General features: G+C 71.4%; 24 protein-coding genes. 8 read left to right on the forward strand and 16 right to left on the reverse strand.

The window, feature by feature from the left end; translation table 11 throughout:
• The 3 genes from B5D66_RS21695 to B5D66_RS25240 form a co-directional block, all read right to left on the reverse strand.
• Positions 1-739: inositol monophosphatase family protein (locus tag B5D66_RS21695; RefSeq protein ID WP_144390250.1), on the reverse strand; the 739-nt coding region annotated here is incomplete at its 3' end.
• Between the two features lie 18 nt (positions 740-757).
• Entirely contained in the window at positions 758-1,480 is a 723-nt protein-coding gene (locus B5D66_RS21700) for an FkbM family methyltransferase (RefSeq protein WP_078763659.1), read from the reverse strand.
• A 7-nt stretch (positions 1,481-1,487) separates the two neighbouring features.
• Positions 1,488-2,993 (reverse strand): GMC family oxidoreductase, encoded by a 1,506-nt coding sequence (locus B5D66_RS25240; protein WP_159457297.1) that lies wholly within the window; start codon positions 2,991-2,993, stop codon positions 1,488-1,490.
• 161 nt (positions 2,994-3,154) lie between these two features.
• On the opposite strand from B5D66_RS25240, the gene B5D66_RS21715 reads away from it, so the two are divergent.
• Positions 3,155-4,444 carry an MFS transporter gene (locus tag B5D66_RS21715; protein ID WP_078763660.1) on the forward strand — a complete coding sequence of 430 codons (1,290 nt, stop codon included), beginning with the start codon at positions 3,155-3,157 and terminating at the stop codon, positions 4,442-4,444.
• Here B5D66_RS21715 and B5D66_RS21720 read toward each other — a convergent pair.
• From B5D66_RS21720 to B5D66_RS21775, 12 genes are all read right to left on the reverse strand, one after another.
• On the reverse strand, positions 4,441-5,250 hold the full coding sequence (locus B5D66_RS21720; RefSeq protein WP_078763661.1) for an FkbM family methyltransferase: 810 nt from the start codon (positions 5,248-5,250) through the stop codon (positions 4,441-4,443). The two genes, B5D66_RS21715 and B5D66_RS21720, sit on opposite strands and share 4 nt — an antisense overlap.
• A 66-nt stretch (positions 5,251-5,316) precedes the next feature.
• On the reverse strand, positions 5,317-5,877 hold the full coding sequence (locus tag B5D66_RS21725; RefSeq protein WP_078763662.1) for a hypothetical protein: 561 nt from the start codon (positions 5,875-5,877) through the stop codon (positions 5,317-5,319).
• On the reverse strand, positions 5,874-6,938 hold the full coding sequence (locus tag B5D66_RS21730) for a class I SAM-dependent methyltransferase (RefSeq protein WP_078763663.1): 1,065 nt from the start codon (positions 6,936-6,938) through the stop codon (positions 5,874-5,876). Before B5D66_RS21730 ends, B5D66_RS21725 begins: the two co-directional genes overlap by 4 nt.
• On the reverse strand, positions 6,935-8,215 hold the full coding sequence (locus tag B5D66_RS21735; protein ID WP_078763664.1) for a glycosyltransferase: 1,281 nt from the start codon (positions 8,213-8,215) through the stop codon (positions 6,935-6,937). The genes B5D66_RS21730 and B5D66_RS21735 overlap by 4 nt, the downstream gene beginning before the upstream one ends.
• A 14-nt stretch (positions 8,216-8,229) precedes the next feature.
• On the reverse strand, positions 8,230-8,979 hold the full coding sequence (fabG, locus tag B5D66_RS21740) for a 3-oxoacyl-ACP reductase FabG (protein WP_078763665.1): 750 nt from the start codon (positions 8,977-8,979) through the stop codon (positions 8,230-8,232).
• On the reverse strand, positions 8,979-9,563 hold the full coding sequence (locus tag B5D66_RS21745; RefSeq protein WP_200813745.1) for an AAA family ATPase: 585 nt from the start codon (positions 9,561-9,563) through the stop codon (positions 8,979-8,981). Before B5D66_RS21745 ends, fabG begins: the two co-directional genes overlap by 1 nt.
• Positions 9,560-10,579 carry a hypothetical protein gene (locus B5D66_RS21750; protein ID WP_078763666.1) on the reverse strand — a complete coding sequence of 340 codons (1,020 nt, stop codon included), beginning with the start codon at positions 10,577-10,579 and terminating at the stop codon, positions 9,560-9,562. Before B5D66_RS21750 ends, B5D66_RS21745 begins: the two co-directional genes overlap by 4 nt.
• Positions 10,576-10,860: a phosphopantetheine-binding protein gene (locus tag B5D66_RS21755; RefSeq protein ID WP_078763667.1), complete on the reverse strand. Its 285-nt coding sequence runs from the start codon at positions 10,858-10,860 to the stop codon at positions 10,576-10,578. The genes B5D66_RS21750 and B5D66_RS21755 overlap by 4 nt, the downstream gene beginning before the upstream one ends.
• A complete protein-coding gene (locus B5D66_RS21760; RefSeq protein ID WP_078763668.1) occupies positions 10,857-12,311 on the reverse strand; it encodes a class I adenylate-forming enzyme family protein in 1,455 nt (484 codons plus the stop codon). The genes B5D66_RS21755 and B5D66_RS21760 overlap by 4 nt, the downstream gene beginning before the upstream one ends.
• A complete protein-coding gene (locus B5D66_RS21765; protein ID WP_078763669.1) occupies positions 12,304-13,110 on the reverse strand; it encodes a beta-ketoacyl-[acyl-carrier-protein] synthase family protein in 807 nt (268 codons plus the stop codon). The genes B5D66_RS21760 and B5D66_RS21765 overlap by 8 nt, the downstream gene beginning before the upstream one ends.
• 1 nt (position 13,111) lies before the next feature.
• The gene (locus B5D66_RS21770) at positions 13,112-14,251 is read right to left on the reverse strand and encodes a beta-ketoacyl-[acyl-carrier-protein] synthase family protein (protein ID WP_078763670.1); all 1,140 of its coding nucleotides are present in this window, start codon (positions 14,249-14,251) and stop codon (positions 13,112-13,114) included.
• Positions 14,252-14,256: 5 nt separating this feature from the next.
• Complete coding sequence (locus tag B5D66_RS21775) at positions 14,257-14,631, reverse strand: acyl carrier protein (protein WP_159457298.1); 375 nt, start codon at positions 14,629-14,631, stop codon at positions 14,257-14,259.
• Positions 14,632-15,318: 687 nt separating this feature from the next.
• Between B5D66_RS21775 and B5D66_RS21780 the strand changes: the two genes are divergently transcribed.
• From B5D66_RS21780 to B5D66_RS21805, 6 genes are read left to right on the forward strand one after another with little or no spacing between them, the layout of a single operon-like run.
• Positions 15,319-16,347 carry an NAD-dependent epimerase/dehydratase family protein gene (locus B5D66_RS21780; protein ID WP_078763672.1) on the forward strand — a complete coding sequence of 343 codons (1,029 nt, stop codon included), beginning with the start codon at positions 15,319-15,321 and terminating at the stop codon, positions 16,345-16,347.
• Positions 16,334-17,464: a hypothetical protein gene (locus tag B5D66_RS21785; protein WP_078763673.1), complete on the forward strand. Its 1,131-nt coding sequence runs from the start codon at positions 16,334-16,336 to the stop codon at positions 17,462-17,464. The genes B5D66_RS21780 and B5D66_RS21785 overlap by 14 nt, the downstream gene beginning before the upstream one ends.
• Positions 17,461-18,819: a glucokinase gene (locus B5D66_RS21790; protein ID WP_078763674.1), complete on the forward strand. Its 1,359-nt coding sequence runs from the start codon at positions 17,461-17,463 to the stop codon at positions 18,817-18,819. The genes B5D66_RS21785 and B5D66_RS21790 overlap by 4 nt, the downstream gene beginning before the upstream one ends.
• On the forward strand, positions 18,816-20,528 hold the full coding sequence (gene abc-f, locus B5D66_RS21795) for a ribosomal protection-like ABC-F family protein (protein WP_078763675.1): 1,713 nt from the start codon (positions 18,816-18,818) through the stop codon (positions 20,526-20,528). Before B5D66_RS21790 ends, abc-f begins: the two co-directional genes overlap by 4 nt.
• Before the next feature lie 42 nt (positions 20,529-20,570).
• Complete coding sequence (locus tag B5D66_RS21800; protein WP_144390252.1) at positions 20,571-21,479, forward strand: hypothetical protein; 909 nt, start codon at positions 20,571-20,573, stop codon at positions 21,477-21,479.
• Positions 21,476-22,600, forward strand: a complete 1,125-nt coding sequence (locus tag B5D66_RS21805; RefSeq protein WP_159457299.1) for a glycosyltransferase family 4 protein — start codon at positions 21,476-21,478, stop codon at positions 22,598-22,600. The genes B5D66_RS21800 and B5D66_RS21805 overlap by 4 nt, the downstream gene beginning before the upstream one ends.
• A 1-nt stretch (position 22,601) precedes the next feature.
• On the opposite strand, the gene B5D66_RS21810 is transcribed toward B5D66_RS21805, so the two are convergent.
• Positions 22,602-23,816 carry an acyltransferase domain-containing protein gene (locus tag B5D66_RS21810; protein ID WP_159457300.1) on the reverse strand — a complete coding sequence of 405 codons (1,215 nt, stop codon included), beginning with the start codon at positions 23,814-23,816 and terminating at the stop codon, positions 22,602-22,604.
• A gap of 192 nt (positions 23,817-24,008) precedes the next feature.
• Here B5D66_RS21810 and B5D66_RS21815 point away from each other — a divergent pair, with 192 nt between their 5' ends.
• Entirely contained in the window at positions 24,009-25,073 is a 1,065-nt protein-coding gene (locus tag B5D66_RS21815) for a GDP-mannose 4,6-dehydratase (protein WP_432940899.1), read from the forward strand.
• Positions 25,074-25,075: the final 2 nt, after the last annotated feature.

The raw sequence follows: 25,075 nt of genomic DNA on the forward strand, positions 1-25,075 counted from the left end.
CCCGGCCGTTGCTGGCGAGGACGCTGGTGATGCCCGCGTCGCGCCGGCCGGAGAGGTCGGTGAAGTCTCCCCCCGCCTCCTCGACCAGGACCTTCAGCGCGGCGATGTCCCAGAAACCGACGATCGGCTCGGCCGCGAGGTCGACGACCCCCTCCGCCACCAGACAGTGCTGCCAGAAATCACCGAACGCCCGGTTCTCCCAACAGGCGTCGACAAGCCGCAGATAGGCCGCGCGCGAGTGGAACCGGGTCCAGGTCCCCAGGCTCGTGGTGGAGAGGTAGGCGTCGGCCAGACGTGTCACCCCCGACACCCGGACGCGCCCCACCCGGCCCCGGTCGAGGGTCCAGGCGCCCCTCCCCCGGGCCGCCCACCAGCGACGTTGCAGCGCGGGAGCGCTCACCATCCCGAGGGTGGGGACACCGTCCTCGACGAGGGCGATCAACGTCGCCCACACCGGATTGCCCCGGAGGAAGTTCTTGGTCCCGTCGACGGGATCGATGACCCAGACCCGGCCCGGACGGTTCTCGCCCCCGTACTCCTCCCCGATGATCCCGTCAGCGGGACAGGCCCTGGCCAGCATCCTGCGCAGGGCCTCCTCGACGGCCGTGTCGACCTCGGTGACCGGGGAGCGGTCCGGTTTGTCACGGACCTGGAGGTCAGCGGCCCCGTAGCGTGCCATGGTCATCCGGTCCGCGGCGTCGGCGAGGTCGATGACCGTGGCCAGATCGCTCTCACGCATGCCGGCTCCTCCCCTCGCTCATCCCCGGGACGGGCGCGCGGCGCGCCGGCACAGGAGGTTGATGTAGTCGTCACCGTCGAGCCGCGGGATCTCCTCACGTTCCGACCCGTCATCCTGGATCGCCCGGTACTCCAGCCCGCTACGGCGCAACAGGTCCAGGTAGGCGGCCCCGTCGCCGCCGCCCCAGCGGAGGTTGCGCGGATAGTACTCGGTCACGACCCTGATCCGGGGGGTGGCGTCGAGAAGCCTGCGCGCCCCGGTGACCACCTGCGCCTCGGCGCCCTCGACGTCGATCTTGACCAGACCGACCTCGGGACGGCCGATACGCTCCCAGTAATCGCTGAGGGTCGTCACGGGGACCTCGTGGACGCGCCCGCCCTCGCCGGTGAACTCCGTCTGGAACAGGCTGTGCCGCCCGGTGTTCCCGCTGAAGTGCAGCAGCCGGGGACGGTCGTCGTCGGCGACCGCGGTGTTGACGATGGTGACGTTGGACAACGCCCGGGTGTTGCGCTGGAGCACCTGGAAGTTCCCCGGATGCGGCTCGAAGGCGTGGACGTGCCCGTCCGCTCCCACGAGTTCCGCCAACAGGGTGGTGTAGTACCCGACGTGCGCGCCGACATCGAACACGACCATGCCGGGTTCGACCACGCGTTTCATCACCTTCACGGTGCCCGGCTCCCACCAGCCCCACGTGGGGGTGAGCCGGTCGGCCTGTTCGGGGCCCAGCCTGTGATCGGTCATCTCGAAGTCACTCCCTGCCAGGACGAGACGGATGTGTCATGTGGTCGGCGACCGCCATGGTCACCAGGTTGGTGTTGGAGCGCGGCACCCGTGGGATCACCGAGGCGTCGGCCACCCGCAGGCCCGCCACCCCCTTCACCCGGCCCCGGGGATCGACCACCGTGGCCGGATCGGCCGGATCGCCCATCCGGCAGGACCCGACCAGGTGCCACGCCTCGTGGCAGCGGGCCGCCATCCAGGAGTCGAGTTCCTCCGGGCGGCGCGCGAGCCCGCGCAGGAGGTCGGCCCCCACCGGACTTCCCACCCGCTCGAAAGCGGGGTGGCGGGCCAGATCCGCCAATCGGGCGACCCCCGCGCGCATCCGGCGCAGGTCGCGTTCCGTGCCGAGCAGGCCGAGGTCGACGACGAGGTCGTCATCGAGGCCCGCCCCCGTGACCTCGACACGCCCCCGCGCCTCGGGACGGAAGAGGGCGAGGACCACCGCCCCCACCCCGGGGCCGACCTCGTTGAGGGCGTTGAGCATCAGCTCGTTGGCCTCGCCGTCAGACTCGCCGGAGGCGAAACGCAGGCAGCAGTTGGTGGGACGGGGCGGTGCGGCCCCTGGAGCCGCCAGCCGGATCGGGAGCGTGAGCGCGGGGTGGTCCTGGAGCCCCTGACCGACTCCGGGCAGGTCGGCGACCGGCGCGACGCCGACCCGTTCGAGTCGGTGCGCGGGGCCGATACCGGAGCGGAGCAGCAGCGCCGGGGATCCCACCGCCCCCGCGGTGACCACCACCTCCCCCGCCTCGATCACCACCTCCCCGTCCGGTGTACGGCAGCAGACGCCGGTGACCCGACCCCCGCGGACGATGAGCCGCTCGGCCACGGTGCGCGCCAGGACCGTCAGGTTGGGGCGGTCGAGGATCGGGGCGAGGAAGGCGTCCGCGGCCGAGACCCGGCCACCGTCTCGGGCGCTGAACGCATAAGGGGACAGGCCGGTGCTGCCCGGCGCGTTGTGGTCCTCGGCGGCGGGGAACCCCCTGTCCCCGGCCCACTCGGCGAGGGCGAGGTCCAGCGACCCCCAGGTGGGACGTGGGGGGCGGCGTACCGGCATCGGGCCGGCACCGGCCTTGGAGTCCAGGTCACGGCTGATCCGGCTCAGCGAGGGGGACACGTCGCGATGGGTCCAACCGTCACATCCGAGAGCGGCCCATTCGTCGAAGTCCTCGGGCATCGGCCACATGGCGATCAGCCCGTTGATCGCCGAGGTGCCGCCCACCCCGCGTCCCTGGAGGAGGAGGCGCGGCCGCTGGGCGCTCCCCCGCCGGGCGCGCAGTCCGGGCCAGTGGCGGGACACGTCGCGGACCGCCGCCCGAAAGTCCAGCGAACGGAGCGCGGGCGGCAGGGGCGTGTCGTCCCCGGCCTCCAGCAGGAGCACACCTCGGGCCGGGTCGGCCGACAACCGGTTGGCGACCACGCACCCCGCCGACCCCGCTCCCACGACAACCGTGTCGGCGGCACTGGGCAGACTCATCGCTCTTTCCTCCTTGGTTCCGCTCGGCGGCTTGCGATCGGAGGCGCTTTCCCTGATCGGGAGAATGAGATCTCGTCCGGCCATTCCTGCAATAGGCTGGGCGCGGGCAGGAAGAGGGAAACCGCTCCCCGGGACACGGGGCACTTCTCGCAGGGAGAAGAATGACGGAAAACGGAGAAGAAACCCCTTCATCTCATTCCGGAGGAGAAGCGGATAATACCCATTCCACCCCTGGATGGCGCGATTTCCGATTGCTGTGGACGGGAAGTACCGTCAGCCAGATCCTCGGGATGACCAGCCCCATCGCGTTCCCGCTGATCGCGGCGGACCTGCTCTCCGCCTCCGTTCCACAGATCGCGGCCATCACCGCCTTCAGCTACCTGCCGTGGCTGGTGCTCACCCTTCCGCTGGGCGTCTACCTGGGCAAAGTCCCCCCGCGCACCGTTCTGCTCACGGCGGATCTGGTGCGGGTCGTGGTGATCTCCTTCGTGCCCTTGGCCTACGTTCTCGGCGTACTCGCCCTCTGGCAGATCTATGTGGTGGTCGCCCTGGTGGGCGCCTGTACGGTCTGCTACGAGATCGCCTACCAGACCTTTCCCCCCGCCCTCCTCCCCCGCGAAGACCTGACCCGCGCCAACGCGCGGCTCCAGGGCGGTCGGGCGGTGGCCTACACCATGGGGCCCGCGCTCGGCGGTCTCCTGGTGACCGTGCTCGGCGCCCCCCTCACCCCGATCGCCAACGCCGCGGGGTTCCTCGTCTCGGCCTGCTGCGTCGCCGCGATGCGCACCCGCGCGGCCCCTCCCGGCCAGGAGGGGGGCGGCACGCTCCTGCGCAGGCTGGGCGAGGGCCTGCGGTTCGTCGTCACCCGCCCGTTGCTGCGGGCCAGCACGCTGGCCTCGGCCGCGGGCAACTGCTGGTTCGCCGGCTACGAGGCCCTGGTCGTCGTCTTCCTGTCGCGCGAGGTGGGTCTGCCCACAGGTCAGGTCGGTGTCCTCGTCGGCGTGGCCGGACTGGGCAGCCTGGTGGGGGCGGCGGTCGCCGGACGGATCACCCGGCGTCTGGGGACCGCGCGCGCGCTGTGGTTGCCGATCGCCCTGGTCTCCCCCTTCGGCCTGCTGCTGCCGGCCACCCAGCCCGGGGCCGGCGTGCTGCTGTTCGTCGCCGGCGCGCTCGTCTTCTGCGCGGGGTTCGCGATGTTCACCGTGGGCCACGCGACCCTGGTGCAGATCCACACCCCTCCGGCGCTCCTCTCCCGCACCGTGGCCTCCACCCGCTTCTTCACCAGGAGCATGCTCTTCGTCGGCGGAGTGCTGGGCGGACTGCTCGGGGGGATGCTGGGGACGCGTGGAGCCCTGCTGGTGATCATGGCCGGCTGGATGCTGACCCCTCTCCTCCTCGCGTTCTCGCCCATACGCCGGCTGCGCGACATCCCCGCCTACGACGAGCACTAGGTCCTCCTCCCGGCCGGACGCAGCCACAACGTGGCGAACCCGCCGCGCGCCTGCTCGGCCATGGCGACGTACCGGGCGTCGTCCTGTCCTCCGACGAGACAGGGGTGGTGCTCCGGACAGGCGTAGGCCTCCCTGAGGAGGACGGGGTCATAGCCCCAGGAACGGTAGAGGGACAAGACGTCGAAGGGGTCGGCTCCCGCGTCGCGGATGCCCCGCGGCCAGAACTCGCACAGCACGTGCGGCCGGTCACGTCCGAGCAGCTCCTGGAGGCCGCGCAGGGCGTGGTGGTCGCGCCCCTGCGCGTCGGTCTTGACCACCGCGATCCGTCGCTCGCGCAGTTCCTCCAGCCCGTCCAGGCGGATCCCCACCGCGTCGACCGCGCCGCCACGCGCGATACGGCTGTCCCCGCTGTTGCCCCCGGCGTCCAGGGCCAGCCGCAGGGGAACGTCGCAGTGCCACGCCGCCCCGGCGACCACGTGCAGGGCCGCGACGTCCCCGGAGGCGTTGGCCGCGACGTTACGTTCGAGCAGCAGCCGCATCACCGGCCACGGCTCGACCGCGAACACCGCGCCGGCGCCGCCCACCCGGCGCAGGGCCCGGATCGTGTAGTACCCCACGTGCGCCCCGATGTCGACGAAGCAGTCCCCCGGCCTGAGCAGGGACTCGACCAGAGCCGACTCGTGGGGCTCCCACTCCCCGTACTTGCGGAACCAGGGCAGCATCATGGTGTCCCACCGCGGCAACTCCAAGGGGCCTATGTCCGTGTCGACCACGGCCCCCGCGCCGGACCTCTCAGCGCCATTCATCGATACGACCACCTTGTCCGTCCCACCCCTCCAGCTCGGTCCTGTCTGCCTGCGCCGGGCGCCCCGTCATCCGGGCACCGCCGGAAACCACTCGGTGATGAGAATCGCCGGCTCCCCTTCGATGACGATCCGGTAGGTCCGCGTGGGGGTGCCGTCGGCCTCGCCCCCGTACCACAGCAGCTCCCTGCGGCTTTCCACCCCGCAGGCGTGGAGGGCGCTGCCGATCCCCGCCGCCTCCTCGGCGATCCCCCGCGCCAGCGGGGCGGGGATCCTCCCCGGCACCAGGAGCGACCGCGCCATCGCGTAACGGCGTCCGCTGCTGGCCCCGACGAGGTCGACCGACCGCGTGACCACCGTGCTCCCCGGGGGCACGCGAAGCTGCGCGCAGTCGCCTCCCATGGACAAGGGGGCGCTGTACTGCGCCGTGGGCGAGGCCCGCACCCCTTCCAGCACGTGGGCCTCGATGAGCCTCGTCGTCGCCTCGCAGACCAGGAGGGCCCGGTGGTAGGGGCTCAACAGCTCGATCTCAAGATCGTCGAGGTGAGCGGGGCGCAGGGGCTGGGCGCGGAAGTGGCGGGATATGACGGTCCTCGCGCCGGAGTCGCGGCTGTCACCGGCCGCCCTCACGCCGGGCCCCGCTTGTCGTGCCGTGGGACGCCCGTCCCCTCGGGATTGCGGTAGACCTCGCGGAACGAGTCGGGCTGGCAGGCCTCGATGCGGGGCCGGAGCCCGGCCGGGCGCAGCGTCCGCCACCTCAGGGCGCGTTCCACGACCGCCTCCGCCCGCGTACCTCCCCCGAGCCATTCGACCAGTTCGCCCGCTGTGAACCCCTCGGGGTCCAGCGCCCGGGGCGGCAACACGTATCGCTGCGGCGCCGCCCCGGTCCCGTGGTGGTCGGCGAACAAGGGGGTGCCGTCGTCGCGCAGGTGGAGCGCCTCCGGGGAGATCCTGAGACGAAGGCCGCGGTCGTCCGCCCCGGCCAACGGCCGGTGGAGGACCAGCCCCAGGGAGGTCACCCGCAGCCCGGCGCCGATGTGCTCCGACCACCACAGGTCGTCGTGGACCGCCCCCTCCTCGAAGCCCTCCGTCCCGGGGTGCGGGTCGATCCGGTCCGGGGCCAGGGGGTGGAGCCCGGAGGCACGGACCATCCGGGCCACATCGGGGTTTCCGTCGGGGAGCCAGGCGGCCATGCGGGGCTTTTGTTCGATGGCGGACCGCCATCTCGGCCAGTCGAGGAAGTAGTCGACGGTCAGCACGAGCCGCCCACCGGGGCGCAGACAGCGCGCAAGAGCGCGGACGGCCGCGAGCCGCGCGGAGGCGTCGAGGTGCTCCAGGACGCTGAGACAGAAGATCAGGTCGAAGTGGCCGTCGGGGTAGGCCAGCTCCTCCAGGGGCCGGGTGTCGATCCTCGCGTGGGGAAGCTGGGCCGGGGTCTGGAAGGCGTAGGCCGGGTCGGCCGCGTGGTACTCGGCGTCCGGCACCGTCTCGGCCAGGTGCAGCAGGAAGGGCGAGTATCCGGCGCCGGCGTCCAACACGCGCATCCCCGGGCGCAGACCGGCGTGGGTGGCGGCCCAGGGGTACTCCCAGTAACGGTTGACGTTGTCGTTGCGGTCGACCAGCGCGTGCTCGTGGCAGTAGGCGGTGAAGGCGTCCGAACACGCCTCACTGCGGCGGGCCCAGCGGATCATCGCGTTCCTCCCAGGGCGACGGTCCCGTGGACCAGGCCCACCCGATCGACGGTCCTTCGCAGGGCGCTCAGCTCCGCCCCCACCCGGCGCGCCCGCGCCGCCATGCCCGGATCGCCGAGCGCCTCCTCGACGCCGGCCCGGATGTCCACCGAGGCGACGTGAGGGCGAGGGCTACGGCCCGAATACCTGTCGGTGAACTCCAACCGCCCGTCAGGGCGGGTGCGGCTGGTACGCAACAGCAGGCCGGCCCCGACACGTTCGACGAGCCGGCGACCGTTCATCTCCTGCTCCGACATGAAGGGCAGGACCACGTTGGGCACGCCGTGTTCCAGTGCGGCGATGACGGTGCTGTAGCCGCCGTGGCTGACCACCACGTCCGCCCACCCGAGCGGGCGGCGCACCCCGGTGAACCCTCCCAGGACGACGTTGTCGGGAACGGAGAGCTCGCTGCGGAAGGCGAACCCGGTCGAGACGAACACCGACCAGGGCATGCCGGCGCAGGCGTCGAGTACCGCCTGCATCGCATCGGCGCCCACCATCCCCCCGCTGCCGATCGACACATAGACCCTGGCCCGTCCGTCCTCCTCGGGCAACACCACGTCCCCGCCCGCGCCGGGAGGATCCCAGTAGAGCGGTCCCACGTGGCGGACCGTCCCACGCTCGGCCGGCTCCAGCTCCGGTGTGCTGGGGATGAGGGTGACCTCCCCCTCCAAAAGATCCTCCGCCCGGGCCACCGGTCCCAGACCCAACCGGGCGGAGGCCGCGCTGATGACCGGGAGGCAGGGAGGGTGCGGAAGCAGGACGCGCGGCTCCACCGTGGACCAGGGCATCCAGGCGTTGGGACGGGTCGCGACGAAGTCGGCGTCGGCGAGGGAGACCACGGGGACCCCCACGGCGCGGGCGGCCAGCGCCGCCGTCGGGCTCATGTCGATCACCACGACGTCGGGGCGGTACCCGGCGATCGCGGCCGCGTCCTCGTCGAGCTGCCGCCCGAAGCGTTCCGCCCGGTGGTATCCGGCGGCCACCGCGAACACGCGCTCCACGTCGGCGAACGGCAGGTAGGGAGGGACCCTGCGGCGCTCCAGGTCGCGCAGCGGCGCGGTGTCCTGCTCAAGGACGCGGAAACCCGCCTCGCGCACGAGCCTCGTCGCCCCACAGTCCGCGAAGGCGATCTCGTCACCGGCGGCCGCGAGCTCCTCGGCCAGTGCCAGACAGCGCGCGGTGTACCCCGCTGCGCCGCCCCACCCCCACGGGAAGAAGAGAACACGCCGTGCCATCGTCGCCTCCCTGGTCAGGCGGTCATACCGCCGTCGACTGCGAGAATCTGTCCGGTGATGTAAGCGGCCCCGGGGGAGCAGAGGAAGGCCACCGCCGCGGCGACCTCCTCGGGACGGCCGGCCCTTCGCGCGGCCGTGCGGTCGAGGATCCCCCGGCGCCGTTGCGGCGGCATCTCCGCGTGGGAGGGGGTGTCCTCGATCAGTCCGGGGGCCACGCAGTTGCACGTGATCCCGAAGCGTCCGTACTCATGGGCGATCGTGCGGGCCAGGCCGGTCAGGCCCGCCTTGGCCGCGGAGTAGGCGGCCTGGCCGGGAGAACCGGCCAGGCCCGCGACCGAGGAGACGAGGACGAGACGCCCGCCCCTCTGCTCGATCATCGAGGGCAGGGCCGCCCGCGCGCAGCGGTAGGCGCTGGTGAGGTTGGCGTCCAGGTGCGCGGCCCACTCCTCTTCGGCGAGCCGGAGGAGCAGACCGTCACGGTGCCATCCCGCGTTGGCGACGAGGACGTCCAGGCGGCCGAACGTCGCCGTGACCCGCTCGACGGCCTGGAGGCACGTCCCCTCCTCGGCGAGGTCTCCGCGGAGGAGGAGCGCACGCCGGCCGCGCGCCCGGACCGCCTCGGCCGTCGTACGCGCGCCGGCGGAGTTGGCCCGGTGGTGGACTCCGACGTCGAAACCGGCGCGGGCCAGCTCCACCGCGATCGCGGCACCGATGCTTCCGGAGGCGCCGGTGACGAGCGCGGCCGGACGTGCCCCCGTCTCCATCACGTCGTGGTCGGCACGCGGCCCTTCCCACCGCCGATCCCGGTGATCCTGAGGATCTCGTCCACGGTCTGGTCGACGGTGAGCTCCGCGTTGTCGATCCATACTCCCTCGTCCGGGATCTGGCCGCGCATCGCCTCGTCCAGGAAGGACCAGTCCTCGACCAGCGTCTTGTCGCGCTCGCGGTTGCGGCGGGTGGTCACCTCCGGGGCGGGCGCGAGGACGATCAGGGTCAGCGGTGTCCTGCTGACCGCCTTCCGGTAGAAGTCGAGGTGGGGACGGAGCACGACGACGTCGTCGATCACGGGGACCACACCCGCGTCGACATAGCTGTCGGCGAGCAGCGCGGCGTTGCGCGCCCGGAGGAAGAGCTGGCGGTCGGCCTCCTCCTCGGGCTCCGGTCCGGGCCACCTGCCGCCCGAGACGATGAACTCCTGGAGACGGTCCACCTCGATGTGCGCTCCCAATTCGAACCTCTGGGCGAGCGCACGCGCCACCGTGGATTTTCCGCTCCCGGGAATTCCGGTGATGAGGAACGTCGCCGGTGCGGGTTCGCGGTCAATGGGAACGATCGTGAATTCCTTCACGGAATGGCCTCGCTCGGTGATGAGTAACAGATGTGGACGATTTCTCGGAAACGGGTGTGGAGCGCCGCGTCCGCGGCATCCGCTCGTTCGACAGAGACGCGGGCGTCGCCACCCGCCCGTGACATTGCGTCAGCAAGGTTATCCAAAGCGTCGAGCATTCCAGGGGCGATGGTGAGAGCCCTGCGGTAATGCGGAGCCGGATCGACGTGGTCGTTGTGCCCCACGATGAGGGCCCGGCCGAACCAGCCCGCCTTGGTGGCCGCGCTCAGGGCGGCGCGGCGGACGTCGAGGAGACGCGCGTCCGCATCGGCGTCGATGGAGGATCCGAAGAGGAACAGGAGCGGTTGGAGGTGTCCCAGGACCAGCAGGTTGACGGCGCGGGCGGTGACGCCGTCCATCCCCGCGGCGGCGAAGGAGTCCAGCAGTCTGCGCAGGGCGCGGGCGTCGGCGGCCACGGTGGCGGTGTGCCGTTCGATCTGCTCCGCCGCGTAGTCCCGCGAGGGGCGGCGGTCGGCCTCGGCGGTGACCTCGACACGGGTGACCCGGGTGCAGGAGGCGACGAGTTGGGGGGTCTTCGGCAGTTCGCGCCGGTATCCCTCGTCGGGCGGTGCGAGCGTGTCGAGCACCGCCAACGTCTCGGAGCCGGGATCCCAGCCGACCGCCAGGACGGCGTGATCGTGGTAGTGGTACAGCCCTTCGTAGTAGCTGCCCGGGTAGTGGTAGAGGTCGGGCATGATGATGACGGGCTCGCCGGCGCCGACGCGCTCGACCACGAAGGGCCAGTTCTGGGCGCCGTGGTCGGCGAACCTCCACCCGAGCCGGCATCCGGGGAACTCCAGCGCCATGTCGCGGCCCAAAAGGTCCAGCTCCCCGCCCAGACAACGGGCGACGTCGATCGGCCCGTACCCTCGGGAGCGCAGCACCGCCTCGACGCAGCGCAGCAGGCAGGTGATGCCGTCCAGGGGGCCGTCGCGCCACCCCAGTGAGCGCTCCGGGTCGAAGACCGGTGTGGTCATCGGGTGAGTTCCTTGCCGTGCGCCCGGGCCTGGGCGAGAAGCCGGGCGGCCAGGTCGCCGACCGTGTCGAACATCGACGGGTCGATCTCGGCGTCCTCGAAGGGGATCCCCCAGCGTTTCTCGAAGTGGGAGAAGACCACGATGAGGTCGAGGGAGTCGATCCCCGCCGCGCCCAGTTCGGTCTCCGCGGCCAGCCCCTCCAGTTCGGCCACGTGGGGACGGTCGGCGAGGGCCTTTCGGATCAGGGTGACGATGTGGTCGAGCTGCGCACTGTCGCTCATGGTTCCTCCTGGGGACGAGGGTCGGATGGTCGGGGTCCCGGTCCGGGCGCGCGTCCGCCCGTCGCCGCAGCGGCCTGCGGGGAGGCGCCCAGCAGCCATCTGCGGATCTTGCCCGTGCCGGTCCGCGGCAGTTCCTCCACCACGCGGACCACGGTGGGCACCTTGGTCGGGCTCAGCCGGCCGCGCAGCCGCGCGCGCAGCGCCCGAGGGTCGAGGCTGGAGGGTTCGCTGCCCGGGGAGGGCTCGACGAAGGCCCACAGGCGGACCGCGCCGTCGACCTCACGTCCGACCACGGCGCAGTCGCGAACGCCTGGCAACCGCCTGATCTCGGCCTCGACCTCGGCCGGGTCGACCTTGTTGCCGGCGATGTTGAGGAGGCCGCCCTGACGGCCGGCGAGGTAGAGGCGTCCGAAGCCGTCGACCCGGCCCAGGTCCCCGATGTCGACCCAGCCGTCGGAGTCGGCGATCGGTTCGGCGCCCTCCTCGGTCACGAGCAGCGGGGACAGACCCGCGCAACGGACCCTCACGGCGCCGGGGGCCCCGGCCGTCTGCGGGGCGCAGACGTCGATCCCCTCCAGCGGCCTTCCCACCGACCCCGCGGGGTCGGCCGGTCCCAGGGTGATCTGCCCGATCTCGGAGGCGCCGTAGTGGTTCCACAGCGGCGCGCCGCGGCGCGCCCACTCCTCGGCGATCTCCGGGGGCAGCAGGTCGCCCGCGCTGACGCAGCGTTTCCAGACCCGCATCTGCGGGATGCCCGACCCGGCGTACCAGCGGTACAGGGCGGGAACCGTCTGCAGCACCGTCACCGCGCCGCGGTGGACCAGCGCCGCCACTCCGGCGGGGGTGGCCGGCACCGAGGGGATCGCGTGTCCCGCGCCGGCGGAGAGCGCGGCGAGGATTCCGGCCTCGAGGGAGTAACTGTGGTTGAGCGGGCTGGTGGTGAGAACGCAGTCGATCGGTTCCAGGCCGAGGGCCTGGGCGTAGGCCCGGGAGTTGGCCATGGAGCCCGCCCAGGCGCGGCACACGATCCGGGGCCTGCCCAGGGTGCCGGAGGTGACCATGGCGATCGCCGGCCCCGGGGGAAGCCCTGGTGGATCGCCCGTGCGGGCGACCGCTACCACGTGGCCGTCCTCGACCACGTGTCCGGCGCCGAAGCCGCGGACCGCCGTGTCGCGTTCGGCCCGGGCCATCCTGTCGTGCAGCACGAGCACCGGAGCGCCGATGGCGTTGATCGCGGCGAAGGCGACGACGGAGGGGATGTCGTTACGGGCGACGAGGGCGATACGGCCCTGCTCGGTCACCCCTTCCCCACGAAACCGTCCCACCGCCTCCTCGACCGCCCGGAGGAGCCGGCGGTAGCTGACGTGGCCCGTCGTGTCGAGGAGCGCGACCCGTTCGCCTCCGCCGGCCCGGGTCCAGGCGCGGAGCAGCTCCAGCAGGGAGTCAGCCACGGTTCCCCTCCGGTTCCCGCACCAGGCGGATCCGGTAGCGCGCCCTCGCGCCCGGCGCCTCGACGGTGAGTTCGCGCCCCTCGGAGCCGGGCTCGCGCAGCCGCTCGGCCAGAGTGGCCAGGACGCCTGAGGCCGCGGATCCGGGCGGAAGCGCGGCCGCGCCGGAGCACCACCCCGCCTCCTCCACGATCTCGACGGACCGCAGCCCCGCCAGTCCGCCCACGTCGCGCCGTCGCGCCTCCTCCCGCGCCTCGACGAGGAGGAAGGCCGCCGTGCCCGTCGCGTGCTCCCCGTCGCCCACGCGGGCCGCGGCGGCGGGGCTCAGGAAGTCGAAGGCGCCGCACAGCACGCTCGGGTCGCCGCCGACCCGGATCCGCCGCACGGCCTGGGCGACCGTCTGGATCCCCGCCGCGGGGCCGAGCAGGGTGGCGGCGTAGCCGGCCAGTCCCAGGCGCATGCACAGTGACGCGGTCATCCCGTGCGGGGTGAAGTGGAGGAACGCCTCGGGGTCGAGCCAACGGGCCCCCTTCGCGTCCAGCCGTTGTCGGATGGACTCGGCGACGTGGCCCGTCCCGTAGAGGGAGCCGAGCAGAAGGGAGACCCGCGCGGGCTCGGCCCGTGACCGCTCCAGGGTCCCCCGCGCGAGGTCGACGAGCCGGTCGGAAAGGGCGGTGGTGAGCCGGGTGACAGCGGGCCAGCCGGGCTCGCCCTCCCCGTGGGCCCGCCACAGCTCCGTCAGGTCCACCCGGGCGGCCGTGACCGCGGTCACGACACAGCGCGGCGGCGTCGTCTGGGTCATGTCAGGCACTCCTGAAGAGCAGGGCGACGTTGAGCCCGCCGAGACCGCAGGAGACGGACAGCGCGGCGCGCAACCGCGGCGCCGGCCGGGCCCCGTCGTGGTCCACCAGGTCGAGATCGGCGTAGGCGGGGTCGAGTGCGCCGGTGATCCGGGTCGGTGTGATGGCGTCCCGCTCCAGGCACAGCACGCAGATCAGCGCCTCGATCGCGCCCGCCGCCCCTTGGAGGTGCCACAGGACGGACTTGGAGCTCACGACGGGGATCTCGGCCGTGCGCGCGCCGAAGACCTCGCGCAGGGCCTCGATCTCCACCCGGTCCCCCTGCCGTGTTCCCGGGCCGTGGGCGTTGACCAGGTCGACCTCGTCGGGATCCATGCCCGCGTCGGCGAGGGCCCTCTCGACGGCGACGCGGACGCCCGTGGCGCGGGGGGTGGCGAGGTGGTCGGTCATGTTGGTGACGCCGGCCCCGGCGAGGACCGCGTGGACGCGGGCTCCCCGCGCCTCGGCCGAATCGCGGCGCTCCAGGTGGAGGAGTCCCGCCCCCTCGGACACGCCGATACCGCGCCGGTCGCGGGTGAAGGGGCGGCAGCCGTGGGGGGACAGCGTGCGCAGGGAGTTCAGGCCGAGGAAGGCGGTCTCGGTCACGGCGTCGGCCCCGCCCGCCAGGACGGTGTCGGCGTCGCCCGCCCGCAGCATGTCCCTGCCCATGGAGATTCCCAGGGCGCCCGAGGCGGAGGCCGAGGCGACGGTGACGGCCTCGCCCGTCACCGAGAGGGCCTCGGCGCAGCGCGAGGCGAGGAGGCCGGGGAACAGTCCCTGTGTCCCGCCGTCCGTGGTGGTGGGCTCGGTGCTGCCCAGGACGACCGCGGTCCGGTGGGACGGTGGCGGTGCCGCCTCCCGGACCGCCTGGCGGGCGGCCCTGACGGCGAGCTCCAGGGTGCGGCCGGGGGAATCGGGGCGCTCGTCGGGTCCGGGCACGAAGCCCGCCCGGTGGAGGGAGGCGGTCGAGGTGTCGAAGTGCTCGATGTCGCGTATGCACGCCCTCTTCTCGCAGAGCCCCCGCCACAGGGAGTGGACGTCGGGCCCCGCGGGGGAGCAGGCGCCCCGGCCGGTGACGACCGTTTCGGTCGGATCCGCCGACATCGATGTCACCGTCCTCTCCGGGCCAGGGCCGCCCTGCGGAGCGCGTCGACGAGGGAGGCGAAGGTCGTCGCGGAGAACACCGAGTCGTCGGAGAGCGCGATGCCGTATCGGCGCTCCAGCCGGGACACCGCCCCGATCAGGACGACGGAGTCCACGCCGAGGTCGGCGAGCAGGTCGTCGTCGGATATGACGGGCGGTGGTTCGGACCCCATCTGGCGGGCGAGTGCCGCGCGGATCTCCTCGGACAGACGTGCCCAGGACGGACCGGCCTGGGCCGCCGGCTGCGAACCGTCCACGTGTCCGTCCGGGGAGGCCCGCTCGAAGACGGCGGCCCCCACGGACGCCACGTCCACCTCGTCTGAATCGCCCGGAGCGGCCACCGTGACTCTCCTTCGATCGGAAATCGACGGATCAGGATGCGTGAATGAACCGAATAGGTCGCTGACGAATCGTTTATTCAGCGACGGGCACCGGATGCCCCATCGGGGAAATCGTCTCCACGGAAGAACGTGACGTATATCGACGGAAATAAGCTGCCCGGGCCACAACCAAGCTACGTGCCACATTCCCCTCCGTCAACACCCGATTACCATCCCCTTCCATATTTGAAACACAACATAAAACAGGAAAATGGACACTTTGCCACTTATGCCAAGATGCACGATAAGAGAGACTGTCGTGTTAGAAGTCCTGCATCGTCCCCATTCACGAAGAAGGCAGCGCCGGGCCGTCCCCTGGACACCCACGGGAGACACCCCGCGAGAACGGCCACCCCGACCGCCGGCACGCGGGCCGGACGACCTCTCGGTCGAACATCACAACCTCAAAAATAATGGTTTCACCATATAAGAGCGCCGTACCGCACGAATCCATAAATAAGGGCATCGCGGAAGACGTACCGACCGTCCGGCGAAATTCCTCCATTGACCCGCCCGAACGACGGCCCATACAATTCCCGTGCGCCTCGATCGACCGAGACATCTCGCCGCGGCACGCTTTCACCATCACGTTCGAGCCGGCTTCGCCCCCAAGACCATGAACGACCGATTTCTACTGGACGGGTCTTCATGTCAACAGGAATCAAACGCGCGCTGGTCACCGGCGCCGGCGGTTTCATCGGCCATCATCTCGTCGCCCACCTGCGACGCAACGGATACTGGGTACGCGGCGTCGACCTCCACCTCCCCGAGTTCCGACCCACCGAAGCCGACGAGTTCCTCCTGCTCGACCTGCGGGAAAAGAGGAACGCCGAGAGAGCGACCTCCGACATCGACGAGGTGTACGCGCTGGCGGCGGACATGGGCGGGATGGGTTTCATCTCCGCCAACCACGCCACGATCATGTACAACAACTCGCTCATCGACTTCAACACCCTGGAGGCGGCGCGGCGGAACGGAGCCTCCCGGTTCTTCTACGCCTCCTCCGCCTGCGTCTACCCGTCCCACCTCCAAAGCTCGGCGGACGTCACGGGACTGCGCGAGGAGGTCTCCCACCCCGCCGACCCCGAGGACGGGTACGGCTGGGAGAAACTCCACATCGAGCACGCCTGCGCCTACTACCGGGAGGAGTTCGGCCTGGAGACCCGGGTCGCCCGGCTGCACAACGTCTACGGCCCCTACTCGACCTACGCCGGCGGCCGGGAGAAGGCGCCCGCGGCACTGGCGCGCAAGGCGGCGCTGGCCGCGCCCGGTGGCGAGATGGAGATCTGGGGGGACGGCCGGCAGACCCGTTCCTTCTGCTACGTCGACGACTGTGTCGAGGGGATCCGCCGGCTCACCGCGTCGGACTTCCCCGGTCCCGTCAACATCGGCACCGAGCACCTGATCGCCATCGACGACCTGGCCCGGATGCTGTTGTCGATCGCCGGCAAGGAGGACGTCCGCCTGGTCCACCGGCCCGGCCCCCAAGGGGTCCGCGGCCGTAACTCCGACAACACCCTGCTGCGCGAGAAGCTGCGCTGGGAACCGGCGACCCCCCTCTGGGAGGGGATGAGCGCCATGTACCACTGGATCGAGCGGGACATCGCCCGACGCGGCCGCGACGTGGCCGTCTCCTCGATCGTCCCCCGAGCCGAGGAGCCGCATGTCCGGCCGTGACATCTCGACCGCCGTCGTCGTGACCACGATCTCCGACGGCGGTTTCCTCGACCGCCTGGCGCCCGCCCTGCGGGACGCCGGCGCGCGGCTGATCGTGATCCCCGACCGCAACACCGGTCCCGCTCTTTTCGCCGCCTGCGAGCGCCATCGCCGCCTCGGCCTCGACGTGGTCTGTCCTTCCGTGGCGGAACAGCAGGATCTCCTGGAGCGACTGGCGGTTCCCGACCTCATCCCCTACCACTCCGACAACCGGCGCAACGTCGGCTACCTCATGGCCTGGATGGAGGGATTCGACGTCATCGTCTCGATGGACGACGACAACCTCCCCACCACCGACGACTTCGTCGAACGCCACCAGGTGGTGTGCCAGGGCCCGCGCACCCAACCGGTGACCGCCTCGTCGGACGGCTGGTTCAACAACTGCGCGTTGCTGGAGGTGGAGCCCACCGAGGTCTTCCCCCGTGGTTTCCCCTTCCACGCGCGTCCGGCCCACGCGCAGGCACGGACATCCGTCTGCGAGCGCCCCGCCGACGTGCGGATCAACGCGGGCCTGTGGCTCGGCGACCCCGACGTCGACGCGATCACCCGGCTCGCCGTGCGTCCCAACGCGCTCGCCCACTCCGGGGGCAGCGTGGTCCTGGCCGAGGGCACGTGGTGCCCGGTGAACTCGCAGAACACCGCCGTGCACCGAGACGCCCTGCCCGCCTATTACTTCCTGCGCATGGGCCAACCCGTGGACGGTGTGCCGATGGAGCGGTTCGGGGACATCTTCAGCGGCTACTTCGTCCAGGTGTGCGCCCAGCACCTCGGGCACGCGGTCCGCTTCGGCGACCCCGTCGTGGAGCATCCGCGCAACGAGCACGACCTCCTCGACGACCTGCACAAGGAGGTCCCCGCCGTCCGGCTCCTCGACGACATCCTCGACCACCTGCGCGACCACCCGCTGGAGGGGGGCGACTACCTCGAGACCTACGAGTCGCTCAGTTATGCCCTCCAGGAGATCGCCGAGCGGGTCAACGGTCGCGCGTGGTCGCCGGACGCGCGGGCCTTCCTTCACCGAAGCGCCCACCTGATGCGTTCCTGGACGGGGGCACTGCGCACGGTGGCGGGAACGTGAGGCGCGGACCGGCCCTCCACCCCGCACCGGCGGGCCCCTCTCCCGGGGAACGGCTGCGCTCACTCGGGCTCGCCGCATCGGCCGACCTGCACCACGGTCCCGGCCTCTACACGTCGCTGCGCGGCCACGTCACGGCCCTCGGCCCGCTCTCCGATGGGCCCTGCTGTCTCGGGATCGACGCGGGGGCCACGATGACCCGGGTCCAGTTGGGGACGTGCGCGCCGGACGGCCCCCGGCCCCTGCTGAAGATCCGTTACCTCACCGCCGACAGGCCGGAGGGGTTCTTGGAGCAGGTCGCGGAGATCACCACGGTCGTCCGCGCGTTGGACCTGGCGGAGCCCCGAGCGATACGCATAGGCATCGCGGGCCCCGTCTACGACTCCGGTCCCCTCCCCTCCGCGCAGATCACCAACCGGCCCGGCTGGTCGCTGACGGACTTCGCCGCCCGGCTGCGCGAGCTCACCGGCTGCCACGACACAGCGGTGGCCAACGACATGACCGTGGGAATGCGCTGGCTCCCGGGAGGTCCCTGGGAACGGCTGCTCCGTCCGTTGCTCAGGCCCCGCCCCGCCGCCTCTTCCCCGTCGAGCACCGGCAGGCTGGTGAAGTGCCAGGTCGGCACCGGACTCAACATCGCCATGCGCGCGGCCGAGGGCGGCGTGGAGGCCTTCGAGTACGGTCACCATCCCTTTCCCGCCACGGGCGAGGCCGACCGGAACCTGGTGCGGGCGCTCGCCGCGATCCACGGCCGGGAGATCGTCACCTTCGAAGACGTCCTCGGTGGCAGGGGGTTCGGGCCGCTCGTGCTCGCGCACGCGGCGTCGGCCACGCCCGAAAGCCGGTTCCTGTTGCCCGCGGACCTCCGTGATCTGCTGGACTCCGTCCCGCGCGCGCCCACCGCCGTGCCCCCCGTCCCCGGGATCACGCGCACCGTGCTCGCGCTCGACACCCGGATACGGGAACTGTCGTCCCGTTTCTCCCCCGACCCCACGCGCACGTCGCTCCTGGACGCCTACGCCGGTTTCGGCCTGTGGGCGCTCGGCGACTTCCTGCGTGGGGGCTTCTGGCCGGGGTTTCGCCCCATTCTGTCCGCCTATGGCCGCCACCTGGCGTTGTTCGTCCTGTCAGCGGCGCAGATAACCGCTTGCGACGACCTCTATGTTGGGGGCAGGCTGGTCATGGATCCCACGGTGCGGCAGGGCTTTCTCACGGCCTATCCACGACTGGCCGGTCAGTTCCCGCACGGCCGACGGCTCGTGGACCGCGTGGCGGTCCACGCCTTCGACGAACCCGACTACGAACACTTCCTGTTCCTGACGGCCGCCGAGAGCGTGCCGGCCCAGGAGCGGGGATGAACGGTGGAGGACCCGTGCCCCTCAACGACGCCCGTCACAGCACCGTCGTCGTCGAAGGCGTGAGCAAGAGCTTCGGCCCACGCACCGTGCTGAGCGGTGTCTCCTTCACGGCCGGGCCGGGGCAGCGGGTCGGGGTGGTGGGACGCAACGGGGTCGGCAAGACCACCCTGCTGCGCATCGTCGCCGGCCTGGAGACCCCGGACGAGGGGAGCGTGCGCCGCCACCCGCCCGAATCCAACGTCGGTTACCTGCCCCAGGAGATCACCCCGGTCCCCGGGGAGACCCTGCGCGGTTACCTGACCCGCAGCACCGGGGTGGCCGGCGCCGAGCGGGAGCTTCAGCGTCTCGCCGCCGGCCTGGCCGACGATCCGGGCCTGGCCGACGCCTACGCCACCCAGCTCGACCGCACGATGGCCCTGGGCGCCGGCGACTTCGACGCCCGCGCGGCAGCGACGGTCGAACGTGTCGGGCTGGGCGCCGACGCCCTCGACCAGGAGATGAGCGGGATGAGCGGCGGTCAGCTGGCGCGGGCCGCCCTGACCGCGATCCTGCTGTCCCGTTTCGACCTGCTGCTACTGGACGAGCCGACGAACAACCTCGACTTCGCCGGTCTGGAGCTGCTGGAGCGCTTCATCGAGGAGGTGCGCACGGGCATCATCGTGGTCTCCCACGACCGGGTCTTCCTGGAGCGCACCGTCACCCACGTCCTGGAGATCGACCACGGCTCACACGAGGCGGTGTTGTACAGCGGCGGGTGGGCCGCCTACCGGACCGAGCAGCACGAGGCCCGACAGCGCCAATACGAGAAGCACGACCTGTACGTCTCGGAGCGCAAGCGCATCGAGGCCATGATCCACCGCAAGCGCGAGTGGGCCCGTAAGGGGGCCGCCCGCGCCAAGAGCCGCGCCCCCGACAACAACAAGGCGGCGCGGCGCGGCAGGCAGGAGGGCGCCGAGAACCTCGCGGGCGGCAACCGGGCCCTGGAACGACGGCTGGAGCGCCTGGAAGCGGTCGAGGAGCCCTACAAGGGCTGGGAGCTCCGCTTCGGTTTCGGCGAATCCGAACGCAGCGGAGAGGTCGTCGCGCAGATGCGCGGCGTCGTGGTCGAACGCGGCCGCTACCGGCTCGGACCGATCGACCTGGACCTGCGTTGGCGTGACCGGGTCGGGCTGGTCGGACCGAACGGGTCCGGCAAGTCGACCCTGGTCTCCCTCCTGCTGGGGTGGATCACGCCGACCGCGGGCGAGGTCACGCTCGGCTCCAACGTCCACATCGGGCGTTTGGACCAGCACCGCGCCCTGCTGGAGGGCAAGGAGCGGCTCTTCGACGGTGTCCAGAGCATCACCGGCCTCGACCAGGAACAGACCCGTTCCCTGCTGGCGAAGTTCGACCTGGGCGCGATGATGGCCGAACGCAGCTTCGGTTCCCTGTCACCGGGCGAACGGACCCGGGCCGAGCTGGCTCTGCTGATGCACGAGCAGGTGAACTTCCTGGTCCTCGACGAACCGACCAACCACTTGGACCTCGTCGCGATCGAGCAGCTGGAACAGGCGCTGCCGATGTTCGGCGGGACGCTCCTCCTCGTGACCCACGACCGCCGGTTGCTCGACCGGACCCGGCTCAACCGCTACCTCCTCCTTGAGGAGGAGAGGGAGGGTCCCCTGCGGCGCGCGCGGATACGCGAGTCCTTCACACACGCAGCGGATTGAACGGGGCGGGCGCCGATGGACCTGGTGTGGTTGGGTGACGACGTGTCCTCGGGCTCCCTCGCCGCGCCGGGGTGGGTGCTGGCACGGGGGCTCGCCGAGCGTGGGCACCGGGTGTCCTGGATCCTGCGCGACGATCGGTGCGCGCCCCGCAGCGTCGACGGGGTGCGGCTGTGTCCCTTCCCCTATGACGAGCGGGAGTGGCCGCCCGGCGAAGGGCTCTACTGGGGGCTGGTCCGCCTGCTCGGCCGTGAGGTGCCGGTCGACACGCTGATCGTCGATGGCGGGCGGGGCCTTCGCGCCGTGGCCCGGCGGGCGGTGGCCGCCCGCGGTCTGGAGGTCCGGGTGCGCTCCGCCCGCTCGATGTGGGAGCGAGACGGACAAGACCCGCCCCCCTTCCCCGTTCCGCTCCCCCCTCACTCCCCCGCCCCCGCGGCCGGGGCGTGCGACGGGGAGGGACCGATCCGGGTCGTCGCCGGCGCGTTGGGCTCCCCGGCCGACCTCGTGGACCTCGCCCTCCCGGTCCTCCACGCGCTCGCCGAGGCGCGGACCCGCCCGGTGGAGCTGCGTTTCGCCGTGTTGAACGGGCGCGACGCGCTGTGGGAGGGGGCCGCCGCGCTGAGCGGGTCACCGGGCTTTCGCGGAACGGTCCCGCTGTGGGGGCGGGGGTTCGACGAAGGGGGCCTGTGGCGGCTTCTCGCCGAAAGCGACCGCTACCTCTCGCTGACCCGTGGGTTCGACATGGCGGCCGGCGCCGCGGCGCTCCACGGGACCGCGGTGGTCGCTCCTCGGGACGCGCCTTGTCCCGCCGCAGCCCGCTTCGACGGCCCCCATGACCTGGCCCGGTCGCTCACCGAGCCGCTCCTGCCCTCCGATCCGGCCGCCGTCGAGCGCCTTCGGACGAGACACGCGGGCGCCGCCGTCCTGGACGCCTGGGAGAAGGGGCTGTGGTGACCGGAATCAACCTGCGGGCCAATCCCTATGGGCGCGGCAGCCTCGCCCACATCGCCCGGAAGACCGCCCAGGCCCTGGTCCGTATCGGAGCCGACGTCGCCCTGGAGAATCTGCGTCCGCACGTTGACGCGGGTCCGCACGTCGACGCGGACACCGGCGAGGAACTCCGCCGGCTGGGCGCGTTGGCGCTGGATCCGGCCTCCTACTGCCATGTGCGGATCGCCGAACCGCAGGAGGAGGAGCGCCATCTGATCGGGCGTCTGTTCGACGCCGTCCCCTACGGCCGCAACGTCTGGTGGTGGCCGGTGGACAGTTCCGTGTTCGGGGGGATCGCACCGGATCTGCTTCTCGACCACCTCGACGCGCTGTGGACCTCCTCCGAGCACTCCCGCCGTTCCTTCGTCGCGGCCGGGCTGCCCGCCGACTTCGTCCGGGTCGTACCGCACGGGGTCGACGTGCGGGCCTTTCACCCGGACGGGCCCTCCGTCCTCCTGCCCACCCCCGCGACCTTCCGGTTCCTGACGGTGGCCGACAGCGGGTTTTGGCACCGCAAGGCCCTGGACCTGCTGTTGACGGCCTACCACGCGGCGTTCAGCGCGGACGACGACGTCTGTCTGGTGCTGCACCTCCGGCGGCGGCCCGGCCCCAGCCGGGTCGAGGCCCTCCTCGCGGAGCTCGCCGACCGGCATCCGGCTCCTCCCCCGGTGCTGCTCGACTACGAGCCCCGGCTCGATCTGGCTCCGTTGTACCGGGCCTGCGACGTCTACCTGCAACCCAGCCGGGGCGAGGCGTTCGGACTGGGCATCTTGGAGGCGATGGCCTGTGGACTGCCCCCGGTGGTGACCGACTGGGGCGGCCAGCTCGACTTCGCCACCCCCGATACCGCGTGGCGGGTGGCCTACCGGCTGGTGCCGGCCATCCCGGTCACCCCCGACCGGGGCCTGTGGGCGGAGGCCGACCTGGCCGACCTCACCGCCGTCCTGCGCCGGGCACGCGAGGACGACGCCGAACGGGAGCGCAAGCGGATCGCCGGGGTGGCGATGGCGCGGCACTGGTCCTGGGAGCGTGCCGCGCGCATCGCGTTGGCGGAGGCGGGACGCCTCCAGGAGCGGGAACGGTGACTCACGTGGCCCCCGGCCCTGCGCGGAGGTCGAGCAGGACTCGGCGATCGGCGCCTGTGACGCCATGACAGTAGAGTTCGGCCACCGCGCGAAGCAGGGCGGACCGCTCCCCCATCCCCCGCCGTCCCGTCACCACCACTTTCGCGTGGTCGGTCCCTGCCGCGCGGATGTTGCCCTGTAGGGGGACCCGAAGCACCGGGTGGGGTCCGATCTCCACGAACATCCGGACCCCCTCGTCGAGGAGGGCGGCGACGACCGGGGCGAACCGGACGGGTTCACGAAGGTTACGAGCCCAGTAGCACGGGTCGGCCCACGGCGCGACGGCCGGGTCCGGATCGACGGTGGAAACCCATCGCAGACGTGGGGCGCGCGGCCGGACGTCCCTGAGACATCCCCGCAGCTCATCGAGCACGCCCTCGACGGCGGGACTGTGCGAGGCCGCGTCGATCCGGACCCAGCGGCAGCGGAGCCCTTCGGGCTCCCAGCGCTCGACGAGCCGGCGCAGCGCGTCGGCGTCGCCGGTCAGTACCGACTCGCCCGGTGAGGAGAGGGCCGCGATGGACACCGCCCCGGCCGATTCGGCGCAGGCGCGCTCCGTGGTGGCGGTGTCGCCCCGGGCGACGAGCATCCGACCACCCGCGGGGGTCGCGGCGAGCAACCTGGAGCGGTGGTACATCACCCGGACCGCGTCGGACAGGGTGAGGGCGCCGGCCACGTGAGCCGCGGCGATCTCGCCCATGCTGTACCCGACCACCAGATCGGGCCGCAGCCCGTGCGTGAGAAGTGTCCGCGCGATGGCCACCTGGACGGCGAAGATGAGCGGCTGGACGACGGCGAGGTCGTCCACCGGGCGTTCACGCGCCTCCCGCAACATCTGCACCAGGCCGAAACCGGATTCGGCGCGGAAGAGGGAGTCGATCCGGGCGAGCGTCTCCGCTCCGGCGGGGATGCTGTCGACGAGGTCGCTTCCCATGCCCGCCCATTGGCCGCCATGCCCGCCAAAGCACCAGGCGACCGGGGAGTCCGCGTAGGCCGCTCGCCCGCTGGCCCAGGACCGGTCGGGCACCCCTTCGAGGAAGAGGCGCAGCCCTTTGAGCATCCCCGGGGGATCTGATCCGAGGACCGCGAGCCGGTGCGCGAGCTCCTCCACGTCCCGTTGCCTCGCCTTCTCACCGGCAAAGGCCCGATCGCCTTCTTCCAGAAGTTCTCCGGCCATTGCCGTTATCTCTTCCCGGGTATCGGATGAGAGCAGAATAAGCCTCTCCGAGAAGGCGTGGACAGCTTTCGCCATTACTTCAGTCCCATCGTCGGTGAACGCCTGATCGAAATGTACCCGCCACCACCCCCTGCCATTCTCCGAAAGGAGGGGTTACACTGTCCGGGTACACCAGGATTTCCTAGGTTCACCGTGCATGACGCATTTAAGGGGGATCCCCTGAGTAAGCGCGCACTGATTACCGGAATTACCGGGCAGGACGGTTCATATCTGGCAGAGCACCTACTGGGCGAGGGTTACCGGGTATGGGGTCTGGTCCGTGGGCAGGATTCGCCGAGGAAGCCGTGGATCCGCCCCCTGCTCAAGGACATCGGTCTGGTCCAGGGAGACCTTCTGGACCAGAAGAGCCTGACCACGGCCATCGACCAGGTACAACCCGACGAGGTCTACAACCTGGGGGCGATCTCCTACGTCCCCCTCTCCTGGAAGCAACCCCAGATCACCGCCGAGGTGACCGGCCTTGGCGTGCTACGGCTCCTTGAGGCCATGAGAACGGTTCTGGGTGCCACCGGAAACGGTCCCCGCCACCAGGATATGAGGTTCTACCAGGCGTCCTCATCGGAAATGTTTGGAAAAGTACGCGAAGAACCCCAGAACGAATTGACCGGGTTCCATCCGCGTAGCCCCTATGCCGTCGCGAAGACCTACGGACATTACATCACGCAGAATTATCGCGAGTCATTCGGCATGCATTGCGTGTCCGGAATCCTCTTCAACCACGAGTCTCCCAGACGCGGCCCCGAATTCGTCACCCGGAAGATCACTCTGGGGGTCGCCAGAATCAAATTGGGGCTGGACGACCACCTCCGTCTGGGAAACCTCGAAGCGCGGCGCGACTGGGGGTTCGCGGGAGACTACGTGCGCGCCATGCACCTCATGGTGCGCTCGGACACGCCCAAGGACTATGTCATCGGCACCGGGCGCACCCATTCCGTGCGGGACGTCGTGGAGACCGCCTTCGCTGCGGCCGGACTCGATTGGCGCGCACACGTGCTGGTCGACCAGGACCTGATCCGGCCGGCCGAGGTCGACACGCTCCGCGCTGACTCGACGCTGGCCCGGCGGGAACTGGGCTGGCAGGCGCGGGTCGGTTTCGAAGAGCTGGTGCGGATGATGGTCGAGTCAGACCTCAGGTCGGTCGCCCAGGCCAAGTCGGGGTCGCCCGACGTCGAGGGGCTGTTCGGCGCCGTGTCATGACC

It is taken from the genome of Marinactinospora thermotolerans DSM 45154 (assembly GCF_900167435.1).
Lineage (GTDB): Bacteria > Actinomycetota > Actinomycetes > Streptosporangiales > Streptosporangiaceae > Marinactinospora > Marinactinospora thermotolerans.